Origin of the sequence: Gibbsiella quercinecans, assembly GCF_002291425.1 — a bacterium.
In the GTDB taxonomy this organism is placed as follows: domain Bacteria; phylum Pseudomonadota; class Gammaproteobacteria; order Enterobacterales; family Enterobacteriaceae; genus Gibbsiella; species Gibbsiella quercinecans.
The window spans coordinates 4,722,345-4,747,756 of the sequence record NZ_CP014136.1 but is presented as its reverse complement, the minus strand read 5'-3'; the positions used below and the strand labels follow the sequence as shown (position 1 = coordinate 4,747,756).

21 protein-coding genes are annotated in these 25,412 nt (G+C 56.6%); 6 read left to right on the top strand and 15 right to left on the bottom strand.

What is annotated here, in order from left to right:
* Nucleotides 1–9 precede the first annotated feature (9 nt).
* From nikR to ACN28Q_RS21535, 10 genes are all read right to left on the bottom strand, one after another.
* Nucleotides 10–480 carry a nickel-responsive transcriptional regulator NikR gene (gene nikR, locus ACN28Q_RS21580; protein ID WP_095848221.1) on the bottom strand — a complete coding sequence of 157 codons (471 nt, stop codon included), beginning with the start codon at nt 478–480 and terminating at the stop codon, nt 10–12.
* A 20-nt stretch (nt 481–500) separates the two neighbouring features.
* A complete protein-coding gene (glnT, locus tag ACN28Q_RS21575) occupies nt 501–1,862 on the bottom strand; it encodes a type III glutamate--ammonia ligase (RefSeq protein ID WP_095848220.1) in 1,362 nt (453 codons plus the stop codon).
* A 53-nt stretch (nt 1,863–1,915) separates the two neighbouring features.
* Entirely contained in the window at nt 1,916–2,674 is a 759-nt protein-coding gene (locus tag ACN28Q_RS21570; RefSeq protein ID WP_095848219.1) for a creatininase family protein, read from the bottom strand.
* Nucleotides 2,675–2,686: 12 nt separating this feature from the next.
* Complete coding sequence (locus ACN28Q_RS21565; protein WP_095848218.1) at nt 2,687–3,589, bottom strand: ABC transporter ATP-binding protein; 903 nt, start codon at nt 3,587–3,589, stop codon at nt 2,687–2,689.
* Between the two features lie 24 nt (nt 3,590–3,613).
* A complete protein-coding gene (locus ACN28Q_RS21560) occupies nt 3,614–4,576 on the bottom strand; it encodes an ABC transporter permease (protein ID WP_095848217.1) in 963 nt (320 codons plus the stop codon).
* A gap of 51 nt (nt 4,577–4,627) precedes the next feature.
* On the bottom strand, nt 4,628–5,632 hold the full coding sequence (locus ACN28Q_RS21555) for an ABC transporter substrate-binding protein (RefSeq protein ID WP_095848216.1): 1,005 nt from the start codon (nt 5,630–5,632) through the stop codon (nt 4,628–4,630).
* A 332-nt stretch (nt 5,633–5,964) separates the two neighbouring features.
* Complete coding sequence (aspA, locus tag ACN28Q_RS21550; protein ID WP_095848215.1) at nt 5,965–7,392, bottom strand: aspartate ammonia-lyase; 1,428 nt, start codon at nt 7,390–7,392, stop codon at nt 5,965–5,967.
* 59 nt (nt 7,393–7,451) lie between these two features.
* Nucleotides 7,452–8,771 (bottom strand): glutamate/aspartate:proton symporter GltP, encoded by a 1,320-nt coding sequence (gene gltP, locus ACN28Q_RS21545; RefSeq protein ID WP_095848214.1) that lies wholly within the window; start codon nt 8,769–8,771, stop codon nt 7,452–7,454.
* A 528-nt stretch (nt 8,772–9,299) separates the two neighbouring features.
* On the bottom strand, nt 9,300–9,932 hold the full coding sequence (locus ACN28Q_RS21540) for a LysE family translocator (RefSeq protein WP_095848213.1): 633 nt from the start codon (nt 9,930–9,932) through the stop codon (nt 9,300–9,302).
* Nucleotides 9,933–10,020: 88 nt separating this feature from the next.
* On the bottom strand, nt 10,021–11,394 hold the full coding sequence (locus ACN28Q_RS21535) for an MATE family efflux transporter (RefSeq protein ID WP_095848212.1): 1,374 nt from the start codon (nt 11,392–11,394) through the stop codon (nt 10,021–10,023).
* A 678-nt stretch (nt 11,395–12,072) separates the two neighbouring features.
* Between ACN28Q_RS21535 and ACN28Q_RS21530 the strand changes: the two genes are divergently transcribed.
* Together ACN28Q_RS21530 and ACN28Q_RS21525 are read left to right on the top strand one after the other, a co-directional pair.
* On the top strand, nt 12,073–13,341 hold the full coding sequence (locus tag ACN28Q_RS21530) for an SfnB family sulfur acquisition oxidoreductase (RefSeq protein ID WP_095848211.1): 1,269 nt from the start codon (nt 12,073–12,075) through the stop codon (nt 13,339–13,341).
* Nucleotides 13,342–13,455: 114 nt separating this feature from the next.
* Entirely contained in the window at nt 13,456–13,869 is a 414-nt protein-coding gene (locus ACN28Q_RS21525) for a hypothetical protein (protein WP_095848210.1), read from the top strand.
* Here ACN28Q_RS21525 and ACN28Q_RS21520 read toward each other — a convergent pair.
* Complete coding sequence (locus ACN28Q_RS21520) at nt 13,866–14,054, bottom strand: hypothetical protein (RefSeq protein ID WP_095848209.1); 189 nt, start codon at nt 14,052–14,054, stop codon at nt 13,866–13,868. The two genes, ACN28Q_RS21525 and ACN28Q_RS21520, sit on opposite strands and share 4 nt — an antisense overlap.
* 1,442 nt (nt 14,055–15,496) lie before the next feature.
* Between ACN28Q_RS21520 and ACN28Q_RS21515 the strand changes: the two genes are divergently transcribed.
* Complete coding sequence (locus tag ACN28Q_RS21515; RefSeq protein WP_186278392.1) at nt 15,497–17,029, top strand: EAL domain-containing protein; 1,533 nt, start codon at nt 15,497–15,499, stop codon at nt 17,027–17,029.
* 36 nt (nt 17,030–17,065) lie between these two features.
* On the opposite strand, the gene ACN28Q_RS21510 is transcribed toward ACN28Q_RS21515, so the two are convergent.
* The 4 genes from ACN28Q_RS21510 to ACN28Q_RS21495 form a co-directional block, all read right to left on the bottom strand.
* On the bottom strand, nt 17,066–17,557 hold the full coding sequence (locus ACN28Q_RS21510; protein WP_095848207.1) for a GNAT family N-acetyltransferase: 492 nt from the start codon (nt 17,555–17,557) through the stop codon (nt 17,066–17,068).
* Between the two features lie 87 nt (nt 17,558–17,644).
* A complete protein-coding gene (locus tag ACN28Q_RS21505) occupies nt 17,645–18,394 on the bottom strand; it encodes a DeoR/GlpR family DNA-binding transcription regulator (protein WP_095848206.1) in 750 nt (249 codons plus the stop codon).
* A 106-nt stretch (nt 18,395–18,500) separates the two neighbouring features.
* Nucleotides 18,501–20,933 (bottom strand): formate C-acetyltransferase/glycerol dehydratase family glycyl radical enzyme, encoded by a 2,433-nt coding sequence (locus ACN28Q_RS21500; protein ID WP_095848205.1) that lies wholly within the window; start codon nt 20,931–20,933, stop codon nt 18,501–18,503.
* A 4-nt stretch (nt 20,934–20,937) separates the two neighbouring features.
* Nucleotides 20,938–21,837: a glycyl-radical enzyme activating protein gene (locus ACN28Q_RS21495; RefSeq protein WP_095848204.1), complete on the bottom strand. Its 900-nt coding sequence runs from the start codon at nt 21,835–21,837 to the stop codon at nt 20,938–20,940.
* 284 nt (nt 21,838–22,121) lie between these two features.
* On the opposite strand from ACN28Q_RS21495, the gene ACN28Q_RS21490 reads away from it, so the two are divergent.
* The 3 genes from ACN28Q_RS21490 to ACN28Q_RS21480 all read left to right on the top strand — a co-directional run bounded on the left by ACN28Q_RS21490 (nt 22,122) and on the right by ACN28Q_RS21480 (nt 25,273).
* Complete coding sequence (locus ACN28Q_RS21490; RefSeq protein ID WP_095848203.1) at nt 22,122–23,582, top strand: AMP nucleosidase; 1,461 nt, start codon at nt 22,122–22,124, stop codon at nt 23,580–23,582.
* Between the two features lie 217 nt (nt 23,583–23,799).
* Nucleotides 23,800–24,243 (top strand): RNA polymerase sigma factor, encoded by a 444-nt coding sequence (locus tag ACN28Q_RS21485; RefSeq protein ID WP_230469523.1) that lies wholly within the window; start codon nt 23,800–23,802, stop codon nt 24,241–24,243.
* A gap of 79 nt (nt 24,244–24,322) precedes the next feature.
* Nucleotides 24,323–25,273 (top strand): FecR family protein, encoded by a 951-nt coding sequence (locus tag ACN28Q_RS21480; RefSeq protein WP_230469522.1) that lies wholly within the window; start codon nt 24,323–24,325, stop codon nt 25,271–25,273.
* Nucleotides 25,274–25,412 lie beyond the last annotated feature (139 nt).

The window sequence follows — 25,412 nt, the reverse complement described above, 5'->3', positions numbered from 1 at the left end:
CCCGCCGCGTTAACTGGCGCTGCGGCTGTGCACCGGCGGTATCACCGCGGTAACGGCCGCCATCGGTTGCAGTTTCGCCATAATGACCCCTTTCAGGATGGCGAACTGGTCGGTAATGGCTTGCAGCTTTTTCGCCGGCCCCTGAACCAGAATGACCTCCATCATTTTATTTTCCGTCAGGTGCACATGCAGCGAGCTGATCACTTCGGCGATATTGTTGTATTGAATATCCGACAGTTTTCTTTGCAAGCCACGGGTATTGCGATCGTAAAAAAGGGTGATGGTTCCCACCATCACCTCATTGCCCAGTTGCCGCTTATGTTCCACCAACTGCTGATTGATCATGTCGCTGATCGCCTGGGAGCGGCTTTCATATCCACGGTTCTCGACCATCTGATCCAATTCCTGGAGAACGTCAGGATCCATCGAAATGCTGATGCGGCTAACCGATAAGGTGGACTTTTCGTCTGGGCGACTCATAGGCTCTCCAAGGTAATGGCTTAAAAAATATCGCTATAACGGTCAATTTCCCATTTACTGATGGAAAGATGATACGCCTCCCACTCATTAGTTTTATAGCGAATAAATTCATCGCGCAGCGCTGTGCCCAGCGTTTTTTCAACCAGCGGATCGGCGGCGAAGGCGGCGACGGCATCCTGCAGCGTCTGCGGCAAAAACTGAATGCCCCGCGCCTGGCGCTCCTCTTCGCCGATCGCATACAGGTTATCTTCGTTAGGCTCGCCGGGATCGATGCCTTCCCGGATGCCCTCCAGCCCGGCCGCCAGCACCAGCGCGGCGGCCAGATAAGGATTGACCGCGCCATCCGCGTTGCGCGATTCGCAGCGCCCGCCGCCGAACGGCACCCGCACCGAGTTGGTACGGTTGTTGGCGCCGTAAGAGTTAAACACCGGCGCCCAGGTAAAATTGCTCATCGCCCCGCGCCGGACCAGGCGCTTGTAGCTGTTGACGGTCGGCGCCAACACGGCGCAAAGCGCACGGCCGTGCTTGAGGATCCCCCCGATGAACTGGTAGCCCAGCGGCGTTAACCCCAGGCCGCGCGGATCGTCTTTGACATCGCACTGGAACAGGTTGGCCCCGCTTTCCCTATCATAAAGCGACATATTGAAATGCGCGCCGTTGCCGGTCTTGTCGGCAAAGGGCTTCGGCATCATGGTGGCGATCAACCCTTCTGCCTGCGCAAAATGTTTGGCCATAAAACGGAAAAAGACCAGGCGATCACAGGTGGTCAACGCATCCGCATACTTGAAATCGAACTCAAACTGGCCATTGGCATCTTCATGATCCAGGGAGTAAAGATCCCAGCCCAGCGCGTTAATCTGTTGGGCCATGTTGTCCAGCCACGAAAAATTATCGACAAATCCCTGCACATCGTAGCAAGGCTTGGTCAGTCTATCCCCGGCGTGAGGAACGGCCAGCGAGCCATCCGCCAGCTTTTTCAGCAGGAAAATTTCGCATTCAATCCCGAGGTTCATGCCAAAGCCCATTTTATCGGCTTCCGCCAACTGATTTTTCAATGCAACCCGGGTATTGAGCGGATAGGGTTTCCCCTGGAAAGCGTTATCGGCGGGCATCCAGGCAATCTTGGGCTGCCAGGGCAACTGGATAACCCGGCTTAGATCCGGGATGGAGGTCAGCTCGTCATCGTTAGGGGCCTGGCCTAACCCATCCAGCGCATAGCCGGTGTAACGTTCCGAGCCATTGACCATCTGCGGCAAATGGCTAATCGGCACCACTTTGCCTTTGGGAACGCCGTGGATATCCACAAAGGCGCCGATACAATACTGCACGCCTTTGGCGAGCAGCTCATTTTGGATACGGGTGATTTCTTCGCTGGAATACATAATACCGTCCTTAATAGAAGTAGGCGCTAAGTGGGTGGAAAAACAAAACGGGTTTATCCGGCACAGTGATACGGCTTATCCAACGGCGGCGTTTCGGCCTGCCCGCGGGCAATCAGTTGGCTGAGATCCTCGACCATCCACTGGAACCAACGCTTGCCTTTGTCTGCACTGGCCTGGCTTGGGGTCCCGGTGACGCCATTGACGCTGGTGTGGTTGACCGGGTGCGCAAAGACATGATCGACGGTGCGATCGGGATCGTCCGCCGCGGCCAACAGGCCCGGGCGCACCATGTCCGGCGTCTCCGCCAGCATTATTGAGGTTTCCGCATCGTTGGCATGCCAGTCATCCGCATCGGCAAAGTGAAACGCCCGCACCCGCTCACTGATGGTGGCGGAGTTCACCACCGCGACCATCAGATCGTCATACTCGGCACGCAGCATCTCCAATGCGCAGCGCAACGGCGCCGCGTTGGTGACATGGGCGTTGACGATAAACAAGCGCCGGACCCCACTGGCATACGCCCAATCGCCAATCTGCTTAACCAGTTCAATCATGGTTATCGGCTGCACCGCCAGCGTGCCCGGCCATTGCCGGCTATGGCCGATGGAACACCCATAGGGCAGCGTCGGCAACATCGGCACCCCGGTGGCGCGGGCAACCGCGCTGCACAAACGTTCCGCCAATACGGCATCAACACCGCAGCCCAAATGCGGGCCGTGCTGCTCCGTCGCGCCCACCGGCAACATGGCGGCATGATTAACGGCGGCCAGACGTTCCGGCAATTCAGACCAGGTGAGTTGGGACCAGAACATAGTGTTTTCCTTTCAGTCTTGGTGGTTGATGACGTCGGTACGATTAAGCAATTGCGGATGCATGGTGATCTGTTCCTGCTCTGGCGGATGGATCAGCGCTTCAAGACGGGCACGGGTCGCCAGAAATTCGGGGGAACCCAGCTGCGACAAGGCGCGGGGATGGGGAACCGGCACTTCGATAAATTCCAGCACTTCCCCAGGATGCGGTTTGAGCACCAGGATCCGATCCGCCAGGAACACCGCCTCATCCAGATCGTGGGTGATGAACAGGATGGTGATATCAATATTTTTCCAGATATCATGCAGATACGCCTGCATTCTGGCCCGGGTCTGGGCATCCAGCGCGCCAAACGGCTCGTCCATCAGTAAAATTCGCGGGCGGTTGGCCAGCGCCCGGGCAATCGCCACACGCTGTTTCATGCCGCCGGAAAGCTGGTGTGGATAGGATTCGCTAAACCGGGCCAGGCCGACCAGATCCAGCCACATAAGCGCTTCCTGCTCGGCCTTCACCCGCCCGCTGCCATTCATTTCCAAACCAAACATCACGTTCTTTTTCACTGATAGCCAGGGGAATAATGTATAGCTTTGGAACACCATGCCGCGGTCGCGCCCCGGGCCGGAAACCGGTTTGCCGTCCAACAGCGCCTGGCCGTGGGTGTAGGTTTCCAGCCCGGCCAGCATGCGGATCAGGGTGGATTTGCCGCAACCGGAAGGCCCGATAACACAGACAAACTCCCGGCGATGGATCTGAAAATTGATGTTGCGCAGTGCTTCCACCGGCTTGGCGCGTGCCGGGTACACTTTCCCCAGGTTCTTCACTTCCAGGATCACTTCCCGCTCACGGATCCGCGCGAAGCGCTCGCGGACGGCCGGTGATTGCGCCAGATAGCTGGGCAGTTCGATAGGGCTTTGCATGTTGCTCTCCTTCAAGTATCCCGGTCAGGATGTTTGCGAACGAACCCAGGGAAAAAGCCGGCGCCCAAGCCATGCCAGCAGTTGATCGCACACCAGGCCGATAATGCCGATGGTCATAATCGCCGCATAGACATTCTCAAAATGCTGATAGCGCGCTTGCTGGGTGATATACCAGGTAATGCCGGAGCTGGTGCCAATCAATTCGGCGACGATCAGGTAAGTCCAGGCCCAGCCGAGCAGGATGCGCTGATCGCGGTAGAGATCGGGTAAAACGCCGGGGATCACCACCTTGGTGAGCATTTTGAATGGGCGCGTGCCGAGGGTCATCGCCGCCTCCAGCAGCGTGAAGTCCAGCTTGCGCGTGGTATTGGCGATAATCAGTATTTGCTGGAACAACGTGCCAATCACGATAATGGCAATCTTCGGCGCGTCATAAATACCGAGCACCGCCACCGCCAACGCGCCGAAGGCCGGTGCGGGCAAGTAACGAAAGAACTCAATAAACGGCTCGCTGATGCGGGAAACCGCGCTGTACGTGCCGCAGAGAATGCCAAGCGGCACGCCGATCAGCGAAGAAATCAGGAAGCCCCAGAAAATGATCTGAATACTGTGCCACAGGCTTTGATAAAGCCAGGGGGCATCCGGTTGCGGGGGCGGTGTCATCAGGCCGTGATAGAATGCGCCAGCAACCTCCAGCGGGCCGGGAAGATAAATGGGATTAGCCGGCGTCCCCTGCGGCGGCGCTTTATGTGCGGCCTGCATGTCAGCGGCTTCGGCGTTGAACACCGCCTTATCAACCAACATGCCCACCTGAAAATAATCCACATCGCCCGGTTCGGTGATCGCCATTTTAGGGTGCCAGAGGCCCGGAACGTAGCTAATCGCCGCCCACATCAGCAGCGGCAGCAGAAACGAGCAAATCCCCAGCAGGGTGCGCCTTCCCGGCGCCAGTTCTGTCCGTACAGAAAACCATTTCGCCTGATTCATTCCGGCCTCGCACAAGAAAGCAGTTAATCACAATCCGCCGTCAGGTGAGGCTTAACGGGCCGCATTGGTCAGGGCGGGATCGATATAGCTGTCAATATCCTGGGGCTTCGGATACAGGCCGTTGGCGACGTTGAATTGGTCGGCGATGGCGGTTGAACCGTATAAAGAAGAGAACCCCTCTGCTTTAACGAAAATTTTGCGCCCTTCGCTTAAAGGCAGCAGTTTGGTCCCCTTCAGCAACGGCAAGTACGCCGCAGGCGCCAACCCCACCCTGGCCGCCATGATTTTCACCGCATCCGGCTGGGTTTCCGGGTTATCGATATAGGCCACGACCTTGTCCCATACTTTGACCACCTTCTGCCAATCCGCTTTGCGGGTGGACAAACTGGCGGGATTGACGGCAAGGACGTCATAAATCAAGCCCGGCTCATCGGCCGATGTGTAGATTGGCCGCGCGCCGGGCAGCGCTTTCATCGCCTGGCCGGATATCGGTTGCCAGGCGCCGATCGCGGCGATGTCGCCGGAAGCAAGCACCTGGGGCATTTCGTTGGTTTTGGCATTCACCAGTTCCACATCAGATTCCTGCATACCGGCTTTTTTCAGCCCGTTAAGCAGCAATAGATGCTCTACCAGCCCTTTCTCGACCGACACTTTCTGGCCTTTCAACTCACTGAGGCTTTTGATGCCCGGCTTGGCAATAATCATGTCGTTGCCGTTCGAGTAATCGGTCAGCATAATCATCACGCTTTTCCCACCGCCGGCACCGGTCACCAGCGCGTCGCCGTTGGTCATGGTCACCGCATCGATCTTGCCAGCGGCAAATGCATCCATTGAGGCGGAGTAGTCAAACCATTCGAAATCCACCTCAACGCCGGCCTGTTTGAACCATCCTTTATCAATAGCAACCTGCCAGGCGACCCAACCGGGCCAATCGCTATAGCCAATCTTTAACGGCTGGGCGGCATAAACCGAGCCGGCCCATAGCAAAGCAGCAACCGGAACAATCAACTTCGCGATACAGCGTTTCACTTTCGTTCTTGCAGTTCCAAAGTTCATGGCCGTTCTCCTGGTGGGTGAGTATTACTAAAATTTAAAAAAGTAATAATACAAACACAGCGAAGCAATCGGCATGCCAACAACATTTATGCGGTGAAATATAAATAATCTATTGTTTTAACAGGTTAAAATAAAAAAACGGACAGCATACGGCATGATTAACTGGCGGGCAAAAAATCACCAATACGGTGCAAAAACGCACTGCGGCGCAGCAGTGCGTCATCGGGCTATCACGATGCAGATATAAGAGGATCAAGCGGAGGAAACGCCGTGGCAGGCAACACATAAAACAGTGAAATCGGCAGGCCGGCGCCCCAGCCTGCCCGGGAGGGTTACTCTTCGGTATAGCGCTTGGCTTTGTAGGCCGGGTGCATCAGGTTATCGACCGAGAAGATGTCATCCAGCTCCGCTTCGGTCAGCAGCCCTCGCTCCAGCACCACTTCGCGCACGCTCTTGCCGGTTTCGGCGCAGATCTTGCCCACGATGTCGCCGTTGTGGTGGCCGATAAACGGGTTCAGATAGGTGACGATGCCGATGGAGTTGAACACATAGTGCTCGCACACCGCTTTGTTGGCGGTGATGCCGTTGACGCATTTTTCCAGCAGGTTGTAGCAGGCGTTGGTGAGGATATGAATGGATTCGAACATCGCCTGGCCGATCACCGGCTCCATCACGTTCAGTTGCAGCTGGCCGGCTTCGGCCGCCATGGTCACACAGCTGTCGTTGCCGATCACCTTAAAACACACCTGGTTCACCACTTCCGGCACCACCGGGTTGACCTTGGCCGGCATGATCGACGAACCCGCCTGTAACTGCGGCAGGTTGATTTCGTTCAGCCCGGCGCGCGGGCCGGAAGACAGCAGCCGCAGATCGTTGCAGATTTTCGACAGCTTCACCGCCAGCCGCTTGAGCGCGCTGTGCACCATCACGTAGGCCCCGCAGTCCGAGGTGGCTTCGATCAGGTCTTCCGCCGGCACCACCGGCAGGTTGCTGACTTCCGCCAGTTTCTGCACCGCCAGGTGCTGGTAGCCTTCCGGGGTGTTCAGCGCCGTGCCGATCGCCGTCGCCCCCAGGTTTACTTCCAGCAGCAGCTCTGCAGTGCGCTGCAGGTTGCGCACTTCTTCATTCAGCAGCACGGCAAAGGCCTTGAACTCCTGGCCCAGCGTCATCGGCACTGCATCTTGCAACTGGGTGCGCCCCATCTTCAGAATGGCGGCGAACTCCTGCGCCTTGCGCGCAAAGCCTTCGCGCAGTTCGTCAATGGCATCCATCAGCTTGAGGATCGAGGCATAGACGGCAATGCGAAAACCGGTGGGGTACGCATCGTTGGTGGACTGGCTGTGGTTGATATGATCGTTGGGGTTCAGGTATTGGTACTCCCCCTTCTGGTGGCCCATCAGCTCCAGGCCGATATTCGCCAGCACTTCATTGGTGTTCATGTTGAGCGAGGTGCCCGCCCCGCCCTGGAACACATCCACCAGGAACTGATCCATGCACTTGCCGTTATCCAGCACTTCATCACAGGCGCGGATGATGATATCGGCAATGCTGCACGGGATGGCTTTCAGCTCTTTGTTCGCCAGGGCGGCGGCTTTTTTCACCATCACCATGCCGCGCACAAATTCGGGAACATCGCTGATTTTGCCGTTGCTGATATAAAAGTTTTCAATCGCACGCAGGGTATGAATGCCGTAATAGGCCTCTGCGGGAACTTCACGTGTGCCGAGCAGATCTTCTTCAATACGGATAGCGTCAGACATGATGAACAATACCTTGTTGAGTAAAAAACGGTCCGCACCGGCAAGTGCGGACGGGGAAATTATTTATTTTCAAACTGCGGCACGCTGCGGTTGGCAAAATAGTGCGTCTCATAGATGCGCGCACGCTGCCTGTCGAACTGGCGCTCCCATTTGGCGATGACCAGCACCGCCAACGCGTTGCCCACCACGTTGAGCGCGGTACGAGCCATATCCAGGATGCGGTCGATGCCGGCGATAAACGCCAGCCCTTCCAGCGGGATCCCAACGCTGCCCAGGGTGGCCAGCAGCACCACGAACGAGACGCCCGGCACGCCGGCAATCCCTTTCGAGGTCACCATTAAGGTCAGAACCAGCACCAGTTGCTGGCCGATGGACAGATCGATGCCGTACAGCTGGGCGATAAAAATGGCGGCGATGCTCTGATACAGCGTCGAGCCATCCAGGTTAAAGGAGTAGCCGGTGGGCACAACAAAGCTGGTGATGGCTTTCGGCGCCCCATACTGCTCCATTTTTTCAATGATGCGCGGCAGGACGGTTTCCGAACTGGCGGTGGAAAACGCCAGAATCAGCTCATCTTTCAGGATGCGTATCAGTGTGAGGATACGCAGTTTGCAGAGCCTGGCGATAAAGCCCATCACCACCAGGGCAAAGAACAAGATCGCGCCATACACCACCACCACCAATTTCACCAGCGGCAGCAGCGAGGCAAAGCCAAAGTTGGCGACGGTGGTGGCTATCAGCGCAAACACTCCGATCGGCGCATACAGCATGATCATATGGGTGACTTTGAACATGGTTTCCGAAACGGCTTTGAACACATCGAGCAGCGGCTTTTTGGTTTCGGCCGGCAGTGAGGAAAGCCCCAGCCCAAACAGCACGGAAAAGAAGATAATCGGCAACATATCCCCTTTGGCGATGGCGGCGAACACGTTCGAGGGGATCAGCGAGAGAATGGTGCTCACCAGGCTGTGGCTGCCGCTTTGCACCTGTTCCGTGGTCTTTTCATAGCTGGAAATATCCACCGCGTGCAGCGTCGCCATATCAATCCCGCTGCCGGGGTGAAACAGGTTGGCAAAGACCAGGCCCACCAGGATGGCTACCGTGGTCACCAGTTCGAAATACAGGATGGTTTTCACGCCGATGCGCCCAAGCTTTTTGGCATCACCCACGCCAGCAATCCCCACCACCAGGGTCGAAATGACGATCGGCACGACGATCATTTTGATCAGTGAAATGAAAATACCGCCCGCGGGGTTAAGAATGTTGCCCACCATCCAGCTTTTATAATCCGCATGGCTATGGATAATGGCGCCCACAAGAATGCCGAGGCACAGCGCGATCAGAATTTGCCAGGCAAGGCTTTTACTGTTTTTCTTCATAGTACAATCCCATCAATATTTTTAAACGCCACGCTGGTGCAGCCAGCACGACGATGCATGTGTGGTGATCCAACAATTGAATCGTTTCAGTGGTTATTGATGCCCATAGGGCGGCGTGAGTGTGGTGTGAATTTCCTTATGGATCAGGGCTGTCGTTCGGCGAAGTGAATATCCTGGCGTACGTTCCGGCAGGTTGTGCGCGGTGTGAGGCGGGGACGGCCCCGCGAGGGGGTTGGCGGCGTTACAGCAGCGGAGGCCGTAAAGTAATACTGCGAATTTCTCATAGCTCTCTCATCAAACATCGGTAACCTGTTTAGCAAGAGAGTTTAAGCATGAACTATGCCATTCATTAGCAACGTTAATTTTATTAATACAATCAAACAAATATTAATAACGGGCCGTACGCGCTACGGCCCGTGCAGAGCACCACAAGGCATCAAATGCACCCGAACGGTGCAAAATGGGTGAAACTTTTTCCGCCGTCGACGCCATAATGGTTCAGCGCCGCACTGGCATAGCGGCGGCAGGCTAGCGCCGGGCGTCGGCGAGCATCCGCACGGCAAGGGCCGCCAATACCGTGCCCATCAGCCAGCGTTGCAGCACTATCCACAGTGGCCGGCCGGCGAGAAACCCTGCGATAGCCCCTGCACTCACGGCAATCAGCGCGTTAACGCTCACGCTAATGGCAATCTGCAGGCCGCCCAGCACCAGCGACTGCGCCAGCACGCTGCCGTGTTCCGGGCTGATGAACTGTGGCAACAACGACAAATACATCACCGCGATTTTGGGGTTAAGCAGATTGGTGACAAACCCCATCGTAAACAGCTTGCGGGCGCTATCCTGCGGCAGCGCCCGCACCTGGAACGGCGAACGGCCGCCGGGCTTGACGGCCTGCCAAGCCAGATAAAGCAGGTACAGCGCGCCGCCAATACGCAACGTATCGTAGGCATAGGGAACGGCCATCACCAGCGCCGTGATGCCGAACGCCGCGCAAAGCATATAGAAAACAAAGCCCAGCGCTACACCGCCCAGCGAAATCAGCCCGGCCGTGCGGCCCTGGCAGATCGAGCGTGAAATGAGATACACCATATTGGGGCCGGGGGTGAGCACCATCCCCAACGCCACCAGGCCAAACGCGAACAACGCAGACAGTTCAGGCATTATTTTCTCCAGGAGCGCACCCAACGGCTGGGCGTGCAACCACTATAAAATCCCTGGCCGACGTTTGCCTAGCGTAAAAACGCTTTTGTTAGCCCGCACAACGTTCAGGCGATGCAAACTGCGCCTTCAGCCGCATGAGCTGTAGCCACAGGATGGCAATACACAGACAGCCAGTGATAGCATCCGCCAACGGCAACGCGTAATAGATACCGAATACGCCGCAATACCAGGGCAGCACCAGCAGCAACGGCACCGTCAGCACAACGTAGCGCAGCAGTGAGATGTACAGCGCCGTTTTGGCAACGCCAAGCGACTGAAAGTACATCAGGCACACCTGTTGCAGAGCAATAAACGGCATCGACAGGTGGAAAATGATGATGGCCAGTGCGGCAACGCCGATAACCTGTGGATCGGCAGAGAAAAACGCCGCCATTGGCCGGGAAAAGAAAAAGCAAATAAGGGTATATAGCAGCGCCGCGCCGCATGAAAACAGCGATAACGTCTTGATCACGCTGTGGACACGCTGCACCTTGCCGGCCCCGAGGTTATAGCCGACAATCGCCTGCGCCCCCATGCACAAGCCGTTTAACGGCAGTGCCGCCACCATTAACAGCCGGGAGGCGATACCGACGCCGGCCACCACCGTGTCGCCATAATGCATGGCGACACGGTTAAGAAAAGCGATAGAAAGCACCTGCAGCAACGCGTTCAATGCGCTGGGGAACCCTACCCTGACGATACCGCGTAGCTCTCTGGCCGAGGTAAACCCAGCTTTCAGGTTAATGATGCTGCGCCCGGAGGACCAATGCACCATATACATGGCCACGGAAACACACTGGCCGATCAAGGTGGCGATACCGGCGCCTTCAATCCCAAACTGATAGTGAAAGATGAACACCGGATCCAACAGCCCATTGCAAATAAAAGCCGCAAGCTGGGTGTACATACTAAAACGGGTATCCCCTTCGGCCCGCGCGATAAAGCCGCAGGTCATATTGACCACCACCAACACATAGCCCACCAGCAGCCAGCGCAAATAGCGTTGTGATAACGCCAGGGTTTCATTCGCCGCCCCCATATAGGAAAAAATCTGCAGCGAAAAGTATTCGATGAACACACATAACAAGATGGCGCAGACAGCGCCCAGCGCCAGCGAAGAAAGCGCATATTGGCCAGCCCGCAGGTTGTCCCCGGCCCCCAGATAACGGGAAATAAAAGACGCCACGCCGGTGCCGAAACACAGCCCAATACAGGAAACGGCGATCGCAAAAGGAAAGGTCAACGCCATCGCCGCAATGGCTTGTGTCCCCAGGCGGCCAATAAAAAACGCGTTTAAAATTTGATATAAGGCGCTGACGCTCACACCGATAATGGTCGGCAACGCCAATCTGATGATGAGCGGTAATATCCGGTCATTAGCCAGTGCGGAAAGCCGCACCGCATTATCTGTTGCTGCTTTCATACTTCATACCCATTAATAATACCTGTCATCCTGGTGATGGCCACGTTGATGCAAAAAAAATCGCGCAAAGCGAATCCGTATTATTATTATTTTCACCATGGTGATACCACGCTCAAAACGCGAAAGAGCGGCTTTCACGCAACAATACTTGCGCTCTGGCGGGAAACTCCAAGAGTGATATCTATACTCGTCATACTTCATGTTTCAGCACGGCGGCAATCGAAGCAGGAGAGGATATACTGGGAAGGCAGACTGAATAAGGAAATAAAGATCACGGTGTTTTTAAAAGTAAAAAACACGTACAGTCAAAAAAAACGCATCCACAAATAAAAAACCGGCCGATGGCCAATGCGATTTTAATCACTACTGCGCACCTGGCACATTCTAAAGATACCCCCTGCGGCCTTGAAAAAAATGACACAAATCAATGTCACGCTGTTAATGGCATTAATGCAGCGTAGAAAATCATTGTGAAAACAATAATTTTATTCGGGGAATATGCAAATAATACGCTTTCTTAACGACAACGGTCAGGCTCCCCCTATGCAGGGCTTCACATTAACCCGCAGAAAAATAAATAATTATATCCATAATTAATATATAGGCCTCATGACTCTGTTGCTACGATAGCCATTAATCCGCCCTGCATTTTAGCCATCGCCGTGTAAGGAAGAACCCATGACTATCATCGAAGAGATCAAACTTGCCACGCCTGAAGTCCATGTTAATTCCACCGAGCCGTTTTCACCCTTACCGCGCCCAACCTCGCCTGCGCACGTTATCACCAGCGATGCCGAGGCGGTTGCCGTTGCGGAGCGCCTGGCGGCGCAGTTCGCCAGCGGCGCCGCACGCCGCGATCGCGAGGGGCTATTGCCGATAGCCGAGTTGCAAGCCTTCTCGCAAAGCGGCCTTTGGGGCATCAACGTGCCAAAAGCCTATGGCGGTGCGCAAGTGTCTTATGCCACGCTGGCACGGGTTATCGCCATCGTTTCCGCCGCGGATTCCGCTCTGGGGCAGATACCGCAAAACCATCTGGCCGGAGTGGCCCACTTAATTGCCGACGGCAGCGAGAGCCAAAAAAAGGCGCTGTTAGCCGGCGTATTGCAAGGGCTGCGTTGGGGCAACGCCTTTTCTGAAAAAGGCTCGGCTACCGTGGCCGATTTCAAAACCACCCTGCGCCAGGAAGGCGATGAGGTGGTGATCAACGGCGAGAAGTTTTACGCCACCGGCGCGTTGCTGGCGCACATCGTTCATGTGGTGGCGGTGGATGCCGAAGGCAAACCACACCTGGTTATTCTCGAACGCGATGCGCCAGGGCTGAAGGTGATTAACAACTGGTCCAGCTTTGGGCAGCGCACCACCGCCTCGGGCACGGTTATTCTTGAGAACGTCCGCGCGCCGCGCGACCGCGTCATCCCGGTATGGCAAGCGTTCGATCGCCCAACCGCCGCCGGGCCGATTTCGCAAATCATCCAGGCGGCGGTTGACGCGGGCATCGCCCGTGGCACCATCGCCGATACCCTGAGTTTTGTGCGTGAAAAATCGCGCCCCTGGATCGACAGTGGCCAAACGCGAGCCGCCGACGATGTGTTTACCATTGCCGCCATCGGCGATCTTGAAATCCGCCTGCACGCGGCGGAAGCGTTGCTGTGGCGCGCAGGCCAGTTGATCGATACTGCGCTGGCCACGCCGAATGAAGAAACGGTGGCCGCCGCCGCTGTCGCCACCGCCGAGGCAAAGGTGCTCACCACCGAGATCGCCGTTCTGGCCGGGAATAAGCTGTTTGAGCTGGCTGGCACGCGCGCCACGCTGGCCGAATACAACCTTGACCGCCACTGGCGCAATGCCCGCACCCATACGCTGCACGATCCGGTGCGTTGGAAATACTTCCACGTCGGCAACTACTACCTGAACAACATCAACCCACCGCGCCACGCATGGAATTAACCGCCGCGGGGATAACACGGCGTATTATTGCAACGGCACGGGCTGACCCGCGCCGTTTTTACAAAAAACAGCGCAAGGGTTACTATCCTGTAGAACTTTCAAGGAGTGACCCGCATGTTTTATAAAACCCTGGCACCCATTATTCTCTTTCTGCTCTGCGGCTGCATGGCAATCAATCCATTTGATGGCAAAAGCCAATTGACGTCGCTGCAATCCGGGAAGTCTTCCATTGATTTAAGAATTTGCCTGGAACGCGCCTTCAGTAAACAGGGCTATAGTCTCGAAAGGCAGTCTACTTACGGTATTAACGATCCACAGCAGCTCTATTATGTTTACCCTGCCGGCGCGGCCAAAACGGATGAGTACGTGCAGGTTGAAATAACCACGACGGATCATGGTGAGCAACAAAACAGCAAAATGAAAAATTCACGCAGCTCGGGTGTTGTGATCGCCAAAAAAAATGCGCCATTGGGAACATTTATGGCGACGATTAAACAGTGCGAAGATAAGTTTTACGTTGTTTATTAGGCGCTGTTTTGGAATAACTCTCCTGAAACCGCCGTCCTGGCGGTTTCGCCTATGCGCCGTTCGGCGCCTTCAATGGCTTCAACATCCGTGCTCCACTCACCTATGATATTGTCTTTGATTGTGTCAAAACCGGTGGTTAGGTTGCCCGGTGGCGATAGATTTGTGTTTTGACCTTCCGCGCGCATCTTGGCCTGCCGAGCAAGGCACCGTTGCCAGGGGCAATCGGCCACGGAAGGCCGATTGAGGCGAGACAAACAGGGATGTTTGTCGTAGCCGACCCGCCCGGCGACGGGGACGCGGCGAGGGAACCCGCGCAGCGGGCAGGCCATGTTAAGCGCAGGCCGGGGTGTCGGGGCCGGGCCTTCGGCCCTGACAATTGCCTGCCACTATTGCTGCAAAGAAACTCGGAGTGATTAAGGCAATTCCCTTTACGCTGGTGGCGGCAGAGTACTGTTTTAGCAACGTTCTTTGCCCTGACCGCTAGGGTTTCGGTCGCTATAACTCGGTCGTTTTTTGTAGCACCGCAACCCGCGCCCGAGTTAGGGGCCGTGGGCGCGGCCCCTAACGACCCGCGCCTGCGCCATATCAGGCGGCCGCTGCGCGGCTGCCCTCACTGTGTCACTGCGCATCACGGCCGGCTACGACAGGCGTCCCTGCCTGTCTCGCCTGAAACCGCCGTCCTGGCGGTTTCGCCTATGCTACGTTCCGCCGTTCGGCGCCTTCAATGGCTTCAACACCCGTGCTCCACTCACCAAATGCATTGTCTTTGAAATTGATGAATTAACCTATGTCAAAACCAGTGGTTAGATTGCCCGGTGGCGATAGATTCGGGTGTTGACGTTTAGCGCGCATCTTGGGCTGCCGAGCAAGGTACCGTTGCCAGGGGCAATCGGCCACGGACAGCCGACCCGTCCGGCGACGGGGGACGCGGCGAGGGAACCCGCGCAACGGGCAGGCCATGTTAAGCGCAGGCCGGGGTGTCGGGGCCGGGCCTTCGGCCCTGACAATTGCCTGCCACTATTACCGAAAAGAAACTTGATACGTTTAAGGCAATTCCATTTACGCCGCAGGTTACAGAGTACGGTTTCGTCAATGTAGAGAAAAAGGATCTCTTTCACCATAACACTGGCGTTATCTATAGCCCCCTGCTGTCTATGCCCTTCCCCCGCCGGAAACACAAAAAACAACACCAACGCCTGACGAAAAGTAACTCTCATTGACAACAATCAACAATAAAATCATTAGATTAAATATATTAATCCGTATGCACAGTATAATTTACACATCAAAACACAGCGGCAAAAAAACGGAGCATTGAATAAAAAACACCCATATAAAAATGGAAATGCTCATTTTTAACCCCACAACACTGGGCCCTCTCACACAATACGCCCATCAGTTTCTATACTGTTTATCAGCGTGCTGAAAATTCTAAAAAATGAAAACAAACGCTTTGAATAATTACCAGGCAACACTTTCACTCATCGCGTATGGCGAGGCGACGGGTAACGAATGATCAGAGAAAGGCGGCTAGTTAATACGGCAGCAACTAACACCACCTACCCCGACTTTCGGCCCGATCATGGCACGCTTCGCATCCGCAATGTGTTTGGCCTTGAGGATAAAAATGAAAGCAATGAACTACAAAGCATGGATGATGACCATTGCCAGTATTCTGGTAGGCGCATTTTGTATGCTGCTTGTCTGCCAAATATCGATCGCGATGCTAGACCAAGGCAAAGTCAATGACTATGCCGATAGCATTATCGCCCGGGCGGATGAAGTGGTTACCGAATCAATGACCAGCATTGAAGATATACACGCCTATACGTTCACCCCCTGCTCGCCTGAAGATATTTACCAACTGCGTTACCTGGTTTTTAACGCGCATTATCTGCACGATATCGGCCGCCTCAAAAATAATGCGTTAATCTGCACCGCGGTGCGCGGCATCATCGATCCCCCGATTCCCTTGCCGAAAGCAGATATACGCCAGGCCGACGGTGTGCGCTTGTGGAGTGGTGCCACCGGCCTGTTTGACGCCAGAATACAAACCGACATCGCCAGCCGTTATGATATCGCCGTATTTACTTCCCCCAGCGCATTTCAACGCTTCACATTACCTGTGCGTGGTTACAGCGCGTTGTTGGTATCGCCCGATAACGGCCATATTTATCAATCATTTGGGGCTATCCACCCCGATGTTCTAACCCAACCCAGCGCCTGGTATAACCAATACCGGCAACAGCACCAGTGCAGTAACACCTATGATGTCTGTGTCTACGCCCGCCTCAACGATTCCGGGGTCCTGGCCCTAAAACCAAGCATTATTGCTGCCATCGTGCTGGCTGGCGGCGCCATCGGCGGCGGCGTATCCATGCTGCTTTTCCTGCTGATTGAGCGTAACAGTTTACTTTGCCGCCAACTGCTGCACGCGGTAAAAAAACATGAGCTCTACCTGGAGTATCAACCCATCGTGTGTATGAGAAGAATGCAGATCATCGGGGTGGAATCGCTGGTCAGGTGGAATAACAAAGGCAAAGAACCCATCTCGCCAGAAATCTTTATCCCGATCGCGGAACAACAGGGGATCATCAATGAAATTACCCACCAGGTTACCGACCGGGCGCTGGCAGAACTGCAGGCTATTTTGCAAAAGCACCCGGCGTTTTACGTCAGTATCAATCTTGATATTTCAGACGTGCTGGACGACGATTTCCGCAACTACCTGAATGCGCAGGTGGATAAACACGGCCTATCCCGGCGGCAAATTATGCTGGAAGTCACCGAGCGATCAACGGCGGCGCATGCCGAGCTGGCGGACAAGTTAAACGCACTGCGGCAAGAAGGATACCGCATCGCACTGGACGATTTCGGCACCGGCTATTGCAACCTGTCGTACCTTTCCAGCCTGCCCTTCGATACCCTGAAAATAGACAAAATGTTTACCAGCGCCATCGGTACCGGTTCGGTCAATGCCAAAATCGTCGATTTGCTGTTTAATCTGACCACCGATTTCAACACCAGCGTTACCGTCGAAGGGGTTGAAACGCCAGAGCAGGCGGAATACATCCGCCAGCACAGCCCCAATGCGGCCGTGCAGGGTTGGCATTTCGGTTACCCCATGAGTGCGAAGGCGCTGCAGGAAAAATACTTTTAAGGCCCCAGGCGCCGATGAAAAACCTGGCGCCCGGCGTTATTTGAGTTTGGCCATCAGCATCACATCGCAATACTGGCCGTTCCTGAAGGCGGCTTGGCGCTGCACGCCCTCGGCCGCAAAACCAAACTTCCGGTACAGGCCGATGGCCCTTTCGTTATCCGTAAACACTTCAAGTTCCATCCGCACGGCGGCAAGCCAGTTGAAGGCGTAATCAATGCCGGTTGCCAACAGTTTGGAGCCCACTCCACGGCCGGCGAACGCCGGATCGACGCCGATACCCAGCCCGACCACGTGCCGGATCCTGGGATTATTGGTGGTAAATAGCGTGATATCCCCCACCACCCGGCCTTCAACTTCCGCCACAAAGCTCACCCGGCCGATGCTTTCGTTTTGCGCCAGCTTATTGCGCCAATAGGCTACCGATGGGTAAGGCAGTTGCAGCGTATTGGCATACACCGTTGGATCGCTGTAAATCCGCTGGTAGCTTTGGGCATCTTCCGGCTCACTGCCCCGGATAACTATCTCCATATTTTTTGTTAACCCCTGAATGACACATTAAAATAAATCGAATCAGTCCTTTTATAAAGGTATGTAGGCTGAAATATACGCTGGCGGCTATTCGGCGCTGACCAGATCGCAGCGGATACCGAGATCCGCTAACTGGCGCTGGTAGCCAGCGGCCAGGCCGCCGTCGGTGATCACCCGGCCGATCGAGCGCCCGGCGGTAAGGGGGTATGGCTGGATCAGGCCAAACTTGCTGGAATCCGTCAGCACAATGGTTTCTATGCCCTTATCCAACACCGCGCTGACCACATCGCAGCGCATCATGTCGCGCCCGGTAAAACCGGTGTCGGCATGAAAGCCGTCAATGCCGATAAACGCTTTATGAAAGTGCACCTGCTGGATGCCGCTGCGGGTTAGCGGCCCGACCACCGATTCGCTGTGTTTTTGATAGTGGCCGCCCAGGGCAATCACATCGCAGGCCGTATCCTTCAACAGCCGGGCGATATAATGGCTGGCGGTCACGATGGTGATATCGCGCACATCGGCCAGGTAGCGCGCCAACAGCGCATTGGCGCTGCCGCCTTCAATGAACACCGATTCGCCGTCCGCCACCAGTGAGGCGGCATATTCCGCCAGTGATTTCTTCAGTTGAAAATTATTCTGCATGCGCGTGTCTACGTCATCGCTTTCCACCGCGACGGCAAAGCCATGCTCCCGCTTAAGAAAATGGTTGCGCTCCAGCGCGTTGAGATCCTGGCGGATGGTGACGGCCGAGACGCCGGAAAGCTGCGCCAGCTCATTAACGCTGACGCTTTTACGTTGATTAACCACCTGCAGAATATTTTGCTGACGTGCGTTCATAGGCGCCGATAACCCATAATTCGAATGGTGCACACTATATCAGAACCGCGCCAGAAAACGAGGCAGCGCCGGCGGTAACCGGCGCTGCAACCGTCGGGCGGAGCCCTTACAACGAGTGTTCTGTACGAGCGATAATATCGTCCTGGGTATCCGGCGAGAGTGCGGTAAAGAACGCCGAATAGCCGGCCACGCGCACCACCAAATCGCGGTATTGGTCCGGGTGTTTCTTCGCATCAATCAGCGTGGCCCGTGAAACGATATTGTATTGGATATGCCAGCCTTTATGATCTTCAAAGAAGGTGCGCAGCAGCGCCATCAGCTTCTGCCGATCGCCGGTATTTTCCAACGTGACGGGGTTAAGCTTCTGGTTGAGCAGAACGCCGCCCAGGATCGATCCGGTTGGCAATTTGCCAATGGAATTGATCACCGCCGTCGGGCCCAGATGATCGGTGCCGGAAGCCGGGCTGGCCCCTTCGGCCAATGGCGCGTGGGCCTTGCGCCCGTCCGGCGTGGCCATGGTCGCGGCGCCGAACGGCACGTTGGCGGAGATCGACGAGGTGCCGGCGTAATAACCGCCGCCAATCGGCCCGCGCCCATAGCGGGGATTATGGTATTTTTTCAGCTCATCGATGTAAGTCTGGTAAGCACGAACCAGCAGTTGATCGACGCTGTCCTCATCGTTGCCGTACTTCGGCGCGTTGTTCATCAGGCGCTGGCGCAGTTGTTCATTGGTCAGGCCGTCAAAATCGCAGGCCAACGCCTGCGCCAACTGTTGCTGGCCAATAACGCCCTGTTCAAATACCAGTTTCTTCACCGCCGCCAGGCTATTGCCCAGGTTGGCGATGCCCACCTGCAGGCCGGAAACCCAATCATATTTAGCGCCCCCCTGTTTGATGCTCTTGCCGCGTTCGATGCAGTCATCCACCAGCGCCGAACACAGGATATCGTGCGCGTTCTCTTCCAGCGCCGTATCCACCACGTATTCGATTTCAATCGATTTGCGCGTGTAGTAGCGGATTTGCCGGTCCCACATCTGCAGCACCTGATCGAAGTCAGCGAAGTTACCCTGTGACAACGCACAGTCCTGCGGCAGGAACACCTTGCCGCTGGTGGCGTCTTTCCCCCCTTCAAGGGCGGCCAGCATCACCCGGGCAAAGTTGATAAAGCTCATCCCGGTGCAACGGTAGCCCCACTTGCCGCCAACCGCCGTCTCGATACAGCCGATGGCGGCATATTGGTAGGCGTCCTCCGGTTCCACCCCCAGGCCAATAAACGCCGGGATAACGATCTCGTCGTTGTTGAAGGCCGGCATGCCAAAGCCGCAGCGGATCACCTGCACGCAGGCATCGAGAAAATCATCACTGATGCCGGCGTGATAGCGCACGCTCAGGTTCGGCTGGGTGGAGCGCAAACGGCCGCACGACTCCAGAATGGCATAGGACAACGGATTAACCGCATCCTGCGCGCGGCCGTTGACCAGGTTTTGCCCGCCGATGGTCACGTTCTGGTACAGCGGGCTGCCGGCCGATGCTTTCGAGTGCGAGCCGGAGCGGATTTTGTTCACTTCCAGCAGCTTCAGCCAGCAGCTTTGCAGCATTTCAATGGCGCTTTCACGCGCCAGCGTCTGCGTCAGCTCAACGTCACGGCGGTAATACGGGTAGAGATACTGATCCATGCGGCCAAACGACACCGAGTGGCCGTTGGATTCAATTTGCAGCGCCAGTTGCACGAAGTAGCACAGCTGCAACGCCTGGTAGAAGGTACGCGGCGGCTGATGGGCGATCAGTTCGCAGTTCTCGGCAATCAGCAACAGCTCATCGCGGCGGCCAGGGCGCGGCTCGCTTTGCGCCTGGCTGCGCGCCAGCGCGGCATAGCGTTCGATATGTTCGCTCAGCGCGGCAAAGGTGATATCTATCGCCTTCAGGAACTGTTCCGCGTGCAAATCGTCCAGCACCGTCAGGTTGATGCGCGAACGGCGCTCGGCCACTTTTTCACGCAGGCCGTCCAGCCCTTTTTCCAGCAGCAGCGGGTAGTTCACCGCCAGGTGGGCGTCGCCGGAAGTCATGTTCCCTTCGGCCTTGATGATGCCGGTAGCCAGTAAGGCTTTTTGTTCGTCGGTAAACATGCCATAGCAGCGATCCTGCACTGTCTGGCCGCGCCACCACGGGCAGAGCTGATGCAGTACGCGTTTGTTGTCTTCGCTGACGGAGAAACCGGCGCCGGGCCGATCGGCCAGTTCGTCAATTTCCTGCTCAATCCAACCCACGGTGTATTCGAGGAAAATCGGCGCGGCGCGCACTTCGCTGGCCTGGTTGCCGACGATCAGCTCATCATGTTTGATCCAGATAGTACGCCGGGATAAATGGCTGGCCAGCGCCAATGCGCGGCGCACCGGCACCGGCTTATCCATATTGGCCTGGTAGGCGGCGGTGTAGTGTTGTGCCCGCTCGGTGCAAACCGGCGGTTTGACAATATGAATCAGTGCATTTTTATGAGCCTTGATACGCTCACTCAGGGTTTCCAGGTTCAGGGTGACCATAGCGCTATCCTCTCAGTGTCACGGCTAACCCCTGCGTGCTTGCATAGCGTTCGGCAAAGACAAGCAGTTCAGGATCGTCAAGTGGCTTATCCGCCGCCAGGTATGGCTGGTTAAGCAGTTGGTATTTGTTCTTCCCTAGGGTGTGATAAGGCAGAAAATGAATGTCGCGGGCGCCCAACTCCCCGGTCGCAAAATCGGTTATCGCACGCACCGAGGCGGCATCGGCGTTAAAGCCGGGGATGAGCGGCACGCGGATCACCAGCGGTTTGCCGCTGGCGGCGACGCGGCGTAAATTTTCCATCACGCGTTTGGCCGAGCCGCCGGTCCATTGTTTGAAGATTTTGCCGTCGACGTGTTTCAAATCGGCGAGGAACAGATCGATATAGGGTAATGAAGGCGAAACGTAGGCCCAGGGCACATGCAGGCAGGTTTCCACCGCGGTATGGATGCCCTGCTGGCGGCTGCGCTGAAGCAGCGCCCGCGCCAGCTCCGGCTGCATAAACGGCTCGCCGCCGGAGAGCGTGATGCCGCCGCCGCTGCGCTGGTAGAAGGGTTTATCACGCAGCACCGTCGCCATAATACTGTCGACGTTTGCCGCTTCGCCGCACACGCTCAACGCCTGCGTTGGGCAACAGTTTTGCAACTGCGCAAAATGCGGCGCCTCCAGGCGTTCACGGTGGATAATGATGCCCGCCGGCAGCCGCTCAATGGCGCCGGGCACCGCTCGCTGGCACAGATCGCACCCCGCCATGCACAAACGCGCATCGAACAGCACCTCTTGCTGGCCCGAACGGCTTTCCGGGTTCTGGCACCAGCGGCAACCCAGCGAGCATCCTTTCAAAAACACGACGGTTCGGATGCCGGGACCGTCATGTGTAGAATAACGCTGGATGTTGAAAATCATTTTCGCCCCCTTTCTGTTTCATATGAAGGTAATAACACTTCGAAAGAAAGCTATTTTGATTTTTATCAACAAGCCACGCCCTTTCTTCAGCGCACGCAGAGAAATCAGCGCTGCCTCACATTTTTAGCGGCACCTGCAGCGCGGCAACGGTGTGCTATTCATGCCTTTCCTTAGCCCGGAGCCATGACATACTATCTAAGCGATCACCCACAATAGATCGTGCGAAATATCGCCTAAGTTAGCCTGGCACTGATTCAGGACAAAAAGGATAAACAGGAGAAAACATGAACAACAGCCTATCCGGCAGTCACCTCAATGTGGCGCAGGCGCTCGATAAACTGGAGGCGATGTACAACGCTTCAGTAAAAGCGCTCCGTGCGGCCATTGGGGAATTTATCAGCCACGGCACATTGCCCGATGAACAGGCACGGCGCGCAGGATTGTTCGTTTATCCAGAGCTGCGGGTAAGCTGGGACGGCACCTCCCCCAGCCAAAAGAAAACCCGCGCCTATGGCCGTTTCACCCACCCCGGCAGTTATACCACCACCATTACCCGGCCAGAGCTGTTCCGCCATTATCTGGCGGAACAGTTGGCCATGCTGCAAGACGAATACGCCGCCACGATTGAGGTGGTGCCTTCACAGTTGGAGATCCCGTTCCCCTACGTTATCGACGGTTCCAACCTGAGCCTGGATCGCTCAATGAGCGCCGGGCTAGCACAGCATTTCCCCACCACCGAACTGGCGCAGATTGGCGATGAAACCGCCGATGGCCTGTTGCACCCCACCGGCCCGTTCCCGCTTTCGCATTTCGACGCGCTGCGCAGTGACTTTTCACTGGCAAGGCTGCGCCACTACACCGGCACGCCGGCCGAACATTTCCAACCGTTCGTGCTGTTTACCAACTACACGCGCTATGTGGATGAGTTTGTGCGCTGGGCCTGCAGCCAGATCGCCGATCCGGCCAGCCCTTACCAGGCGCTGTCCTGCGCCGGCGGCAACCTGATTACGGCGGACACCGCCGCCCCCGAACAGGCGGTATCCGATCTGGCGTGGAAAAACCACCAGATGCCGGCTTATCACCTGATCGCCGCCAACGGCCAAGGGATCACGCTGATCAACATTGGCGTCGGCCCGTCCAATGCCAAAACCATCTGCGATCACCTGGCGGTGCTGCGCCCCAGCGCCTGGCTGATGATCGGCCACTGCGGCGGCCTGCGCGAAAGCCAAACGATTGGCGACTATGTGTTGGCGCACGCCTATCTGCGTGACGATCACGTACTGGATTCGGTTCTGCCGCCGGATATCCCAATCCCGAGCATCGCCGAGGTGCAGCGTGCGCTGTACGACGCCACCAAAGCCATCAGCGGTATGCCGGGCGAAGAGGTCAAACAGCGGCTGCGCACCGGCACGGTGGTCACCACTGACGATCGCAACTGGGAACTGCGCTACTCCGCTTCAGCGCTGCGTTTTAACCTGAGCCGCGCCGTGGCGGTGGATATGGAAAGCGCCACCATTGCCGCCCAGGGCTACCGCTTCCGGGTGCCCTATGGCACGCTGCTGTGCGTTTCCGACAAGCCGTTGCACGGTGAAATAAAGCTCCCCGGCCAGGCCAACCGCTTCTATGAAGGCGCGATTTCCGAACACTTGCAGATCGGTATCTGTGCGATCGATCTGCTGCGCGCCGAGGGCGAGCGCCTGCACTCACGCAAGCTGCGCACCTTCAACGAACCCCCATTCCGTTAAATGCAAGGCGCACGGCTGCCGGCCGTGCGCCAACGCCCCGCACTACCGACAACAAACGATAGCTGTGCCCACCCATTTATCGGCTCGGTCTTTTATGATAATAATTATCATTTAAACCAACCTCTAGCGTCAGACCCCGGTCTGGCAGGGCGTAAAGATGTCGGAGACGGATCTAAAACACCTTTTCAGTCATTATTCGCAGGCACTACAACGATATTTGACGCGTAAAGTTCGCGATCCTCATCTGGCCGCCGATCTGCTACAGGAATGCTTTTTGCGCCTGGCGCAACGGCTGGAACAAAACGAGGATATCAGCGATAAAAAGGCCTATTTGTTTAAAACCGCCAATAACCTGGTGCTGGATCACCAACGCTATCAAGCGCGTTGGCAAATGCAGCCGCCGGCCAACGACGGCGAAGCGGCGCTGGACACCCTGCCCGATCGCCGGCCGCAGATGGAGCAGATGGCCATTAACCAGCAGCAGTTGGCGCTGCTGGCGCAGGTGCTGGCGCAGTTGCCCGAACGCACGCAGCAGATATTTTTGCTGCACCGGTTGGAGCACCTCACACAGCAGCAGGTTGCCCGGCAACTGAACATTTCCGTCAGTACGGTAGAAAAGCATCTCGCCAGTGCGCTGGCGGCGATGCTGCGCGTCATTTAAATTAATTGCATAAATTTTACGGTTTTTCCGTTCCCAGACGTCAACATAATAAGAGACCCTTATTTCACCAAGCCTATACATGATGAACGACTATCCCACAGAAATCAGGCAACAGGCCGCCGCATGGGCGCTAAAATTGACCGAAGCCGGCCCAGACGCGGCGCAGCAACAGGCGCTGCAACACTGGTTGGCACAGGATCCGCGCCATCACCCCGCGTTGGAGCAGGCTCAGGCACTGTGGCAAGCGCTGGGCGTGCTCAACGGCGAGCAGCAAAACCAGCTGCGGGCCGCCGCCGCCCCTCGGCCGCGCCGCGCCCCGGTGCGCTGGAGCATCGCTGCCTGTGCGCTGTTGGCGCTCTGCGCCGGCGTGCTGTGGGGGCCGGGCGCCTGGGTGGACATCCACGCCGATTATCACACCGCCAGCGGGCAAATCCGCCACCTTCGCCTGCCAGACGGCAGCCAGGTTGATATGGACAGCGACACAGCCGTCGCCCTTGAGTATAGCGGCGCTGAACGCCGCGTCAGGCTGCTGCGCGGCAACGCCTGGTTCACCGTGGTGCCGCTCTCGCCAAGCGAACCGCGCCCCTTTCGGGTGGCAGCCGATAACGGCGTAACCCAGGCGCTCGGCACGCAGTTTATGGTGCAGTACGACGATAGCGCCACCACCGTCGGGGTGGCGCAACACAGCGTGCAAGTGGCGGCCGGGGCGCAATCGCTGGTTCTACAGGAACAGCAGGCCGCCACATACGACGCGCATCAGGGGTTGAAACGGATCGCAGGCTGGAATAGCCACGACGCCGGCGACTGGCGGCGCGGGCTGTTGATCTTTCATCAACAACCGCTGGCGGAGGTTATCGCGCGGATCAACCGTTATCATCGCGGCAAAGTGATCGTCCGCGGCGCACGCTTGCAGCAACGCCAAATCAGCGGTGTGTTTTCCCTTGGCGATCTGGATAACGCTCTGGCCACCATTAGCCACGAACTGGGCGCCAGGCAACTGACGCTGCCGGGGCTTATCGTGCTGTATTAGGCAACGAGCGCCGCTGGCGGTCGTTGCCTGCGCCTTAAGGTGCGCGGTGCGCATCTCCCCACCACGCTATTCGTTGTTTGGCCCGCGTTTGCCCGTTCCCCCCACCATTATCCGGCGCACGCCCGATCGGAGATGAAAC

What these genes read in the sequence shown, in the direction of transcription:
- nikR (WP_095848221.1), bottom strand. Translation starts at nt 480, where the DNA reads ATGAGTCGCCCAGACGAAAAGTCCACCTTATCGGTTAGCCGCATCAGC.
- glnT (WP_095848220.1), bottom strand. Translation starts at nt 1,862, where the DNA reads ATGTATTCCAGCGAAGAAATCACCCGTATCCAAAATGAGCTGCTCGCC.
- ACN28Q_RS21570 (WP_095848219.1), bottom strand. Translation starts at nt 2,674, where the DNA reads ATGTTCTGGTCCCAACTCACCTGGTCTGAATTGCCGGAACGTCTGGCC.
- ACN28Q_RS21565 (WP_095848218.1), bottom strand. Translation starts at nt 3,589, where the DNA reads ATGCAAAGCCCTATCGAACTGCCCAGCTATCTGGCGCAATCACCGGCC.
- ACN28Q_RS21560 (WP_095848217.1), bottom strand. Translation starts at nt 4,576, where the DNA reads ATGAATCAGGCGAAATGGTTTTCTGTACGGACAGAACTGGCGCCGGGA.
- ACN28Q_RS21555 (WP_095848216.1), bottom strand. Translation starts at nt 5,632, where the DNA reads ATGAACTTTGGAACTGCAAGAACGAAAGTGAAACGCTGTATCGCGAAG.
- aspA (WP_095848215.1), bottom strand. Translation starts at nt 7,392, where the DNA reads ATGTCTGACGCTATCCGTATTGAAGAAGATCTGCTCGGCACACGTGAA.
- gltP (WP_095848214.1), bottom strand. Translation starts at nt 8,771, where the DNA reads ATGAAGAAAAACAGTAAAAGCCTTGCCTGGCAAATTCTGATCGCGCTG.
- ACN28Q_RS21540 (WP_095848213.1), bottom strand. Translation starts at nt 9,932, where the DNA reads ATGCCTGAACTGTCTGCGTTGTTCGCGTTTGGCCTGGTGGCGTTGGGG.
- ACN28Q_RS21535 (WP_095848212.1), bottom strand. Translation starts at nt 11,394, where the DNA reads ATGAAAGCAGCAACAGATAATGCGGTGCGGCTTTCCGCACTGGCTAAT.
- ACN28Q_RS21530 (WP_095848211.1), top strand. Translation starts at nt 12,073, where the DNA reads ATGACTATCATCGAAGAGATCAAACTTGCCACGCCTGAAGTCCATGTT.
- ACN28Q_RS21525 (WP_095848210.1), top strand. Translation starts at nt 13,456, where the DNA reads ATGTTTTATAAAACCCTGGCACCCATTATTCTCTTTCTGCTCTGCGGC.
- ACN28Q_RS21520 (WP_095848209.1), bottom strand. Translation starts at nt 14,054, where the DNA reads ATGCGCGCGGAAGGTCAAAACACAAATCTATCGCCACCGGGCAACCTA.
- ACN28Q_RS21515 (WP_186278392.1), top strand. Translation starts at nt 15,497, where the DNA reads ATGAAAGCAATGAACTACAAAGCATGGATGATGACCATTGCCAGTATT.
- ACN28Q_RS21510 (WP_095848207.1), bottom strand. Translation starts at nt 17,557, where the DNA reads ATGGAGATAGTTATCCGGGGCAGTGAGCCGGAAGATGCCCAAAGCTAC.
- ACN28Q_RS21505 (WP_095848206.1), bottom strand. Translation starts at nt 18,394, where the DNA reads ATGAACGCACGTCAGCAAAATATTCTGCAGGTGGTTAATCAACGTAAA.
- ACN28Q_RS21500 (WP_095848205.1), bottom strand. Translation starts at nt 20,933, where the DNA reads ATGGTCACCCTGAACCTGGAAACCCTGAGTGAGCGTATCAAGGCTCAT.
- ACN28Q_RS21495 (WP_095848204.1), bottom strand. Translation starts at nt 21,837, where the DNA reads ATGATTTTCAACATCCAGCGTTATTCTACACATGACGGTCCCGGCATC.
- ACN28Q_RS21490 (WP_095848203.1), top strand. Translation starts at nt 22,122, where the DNA reads ATGAACAACAGCCTATCCGGCAGTCACCTCAATGTGGCGCAGGCGCTC.
- ACN28Q_RS21480 (WP_230469522.1), top strand. Translation starts at nt 24,323, where the DNA reads ATGATGAACGACTATCCCACAGAAATCAGGCAACAGGCCGCCGCATGG.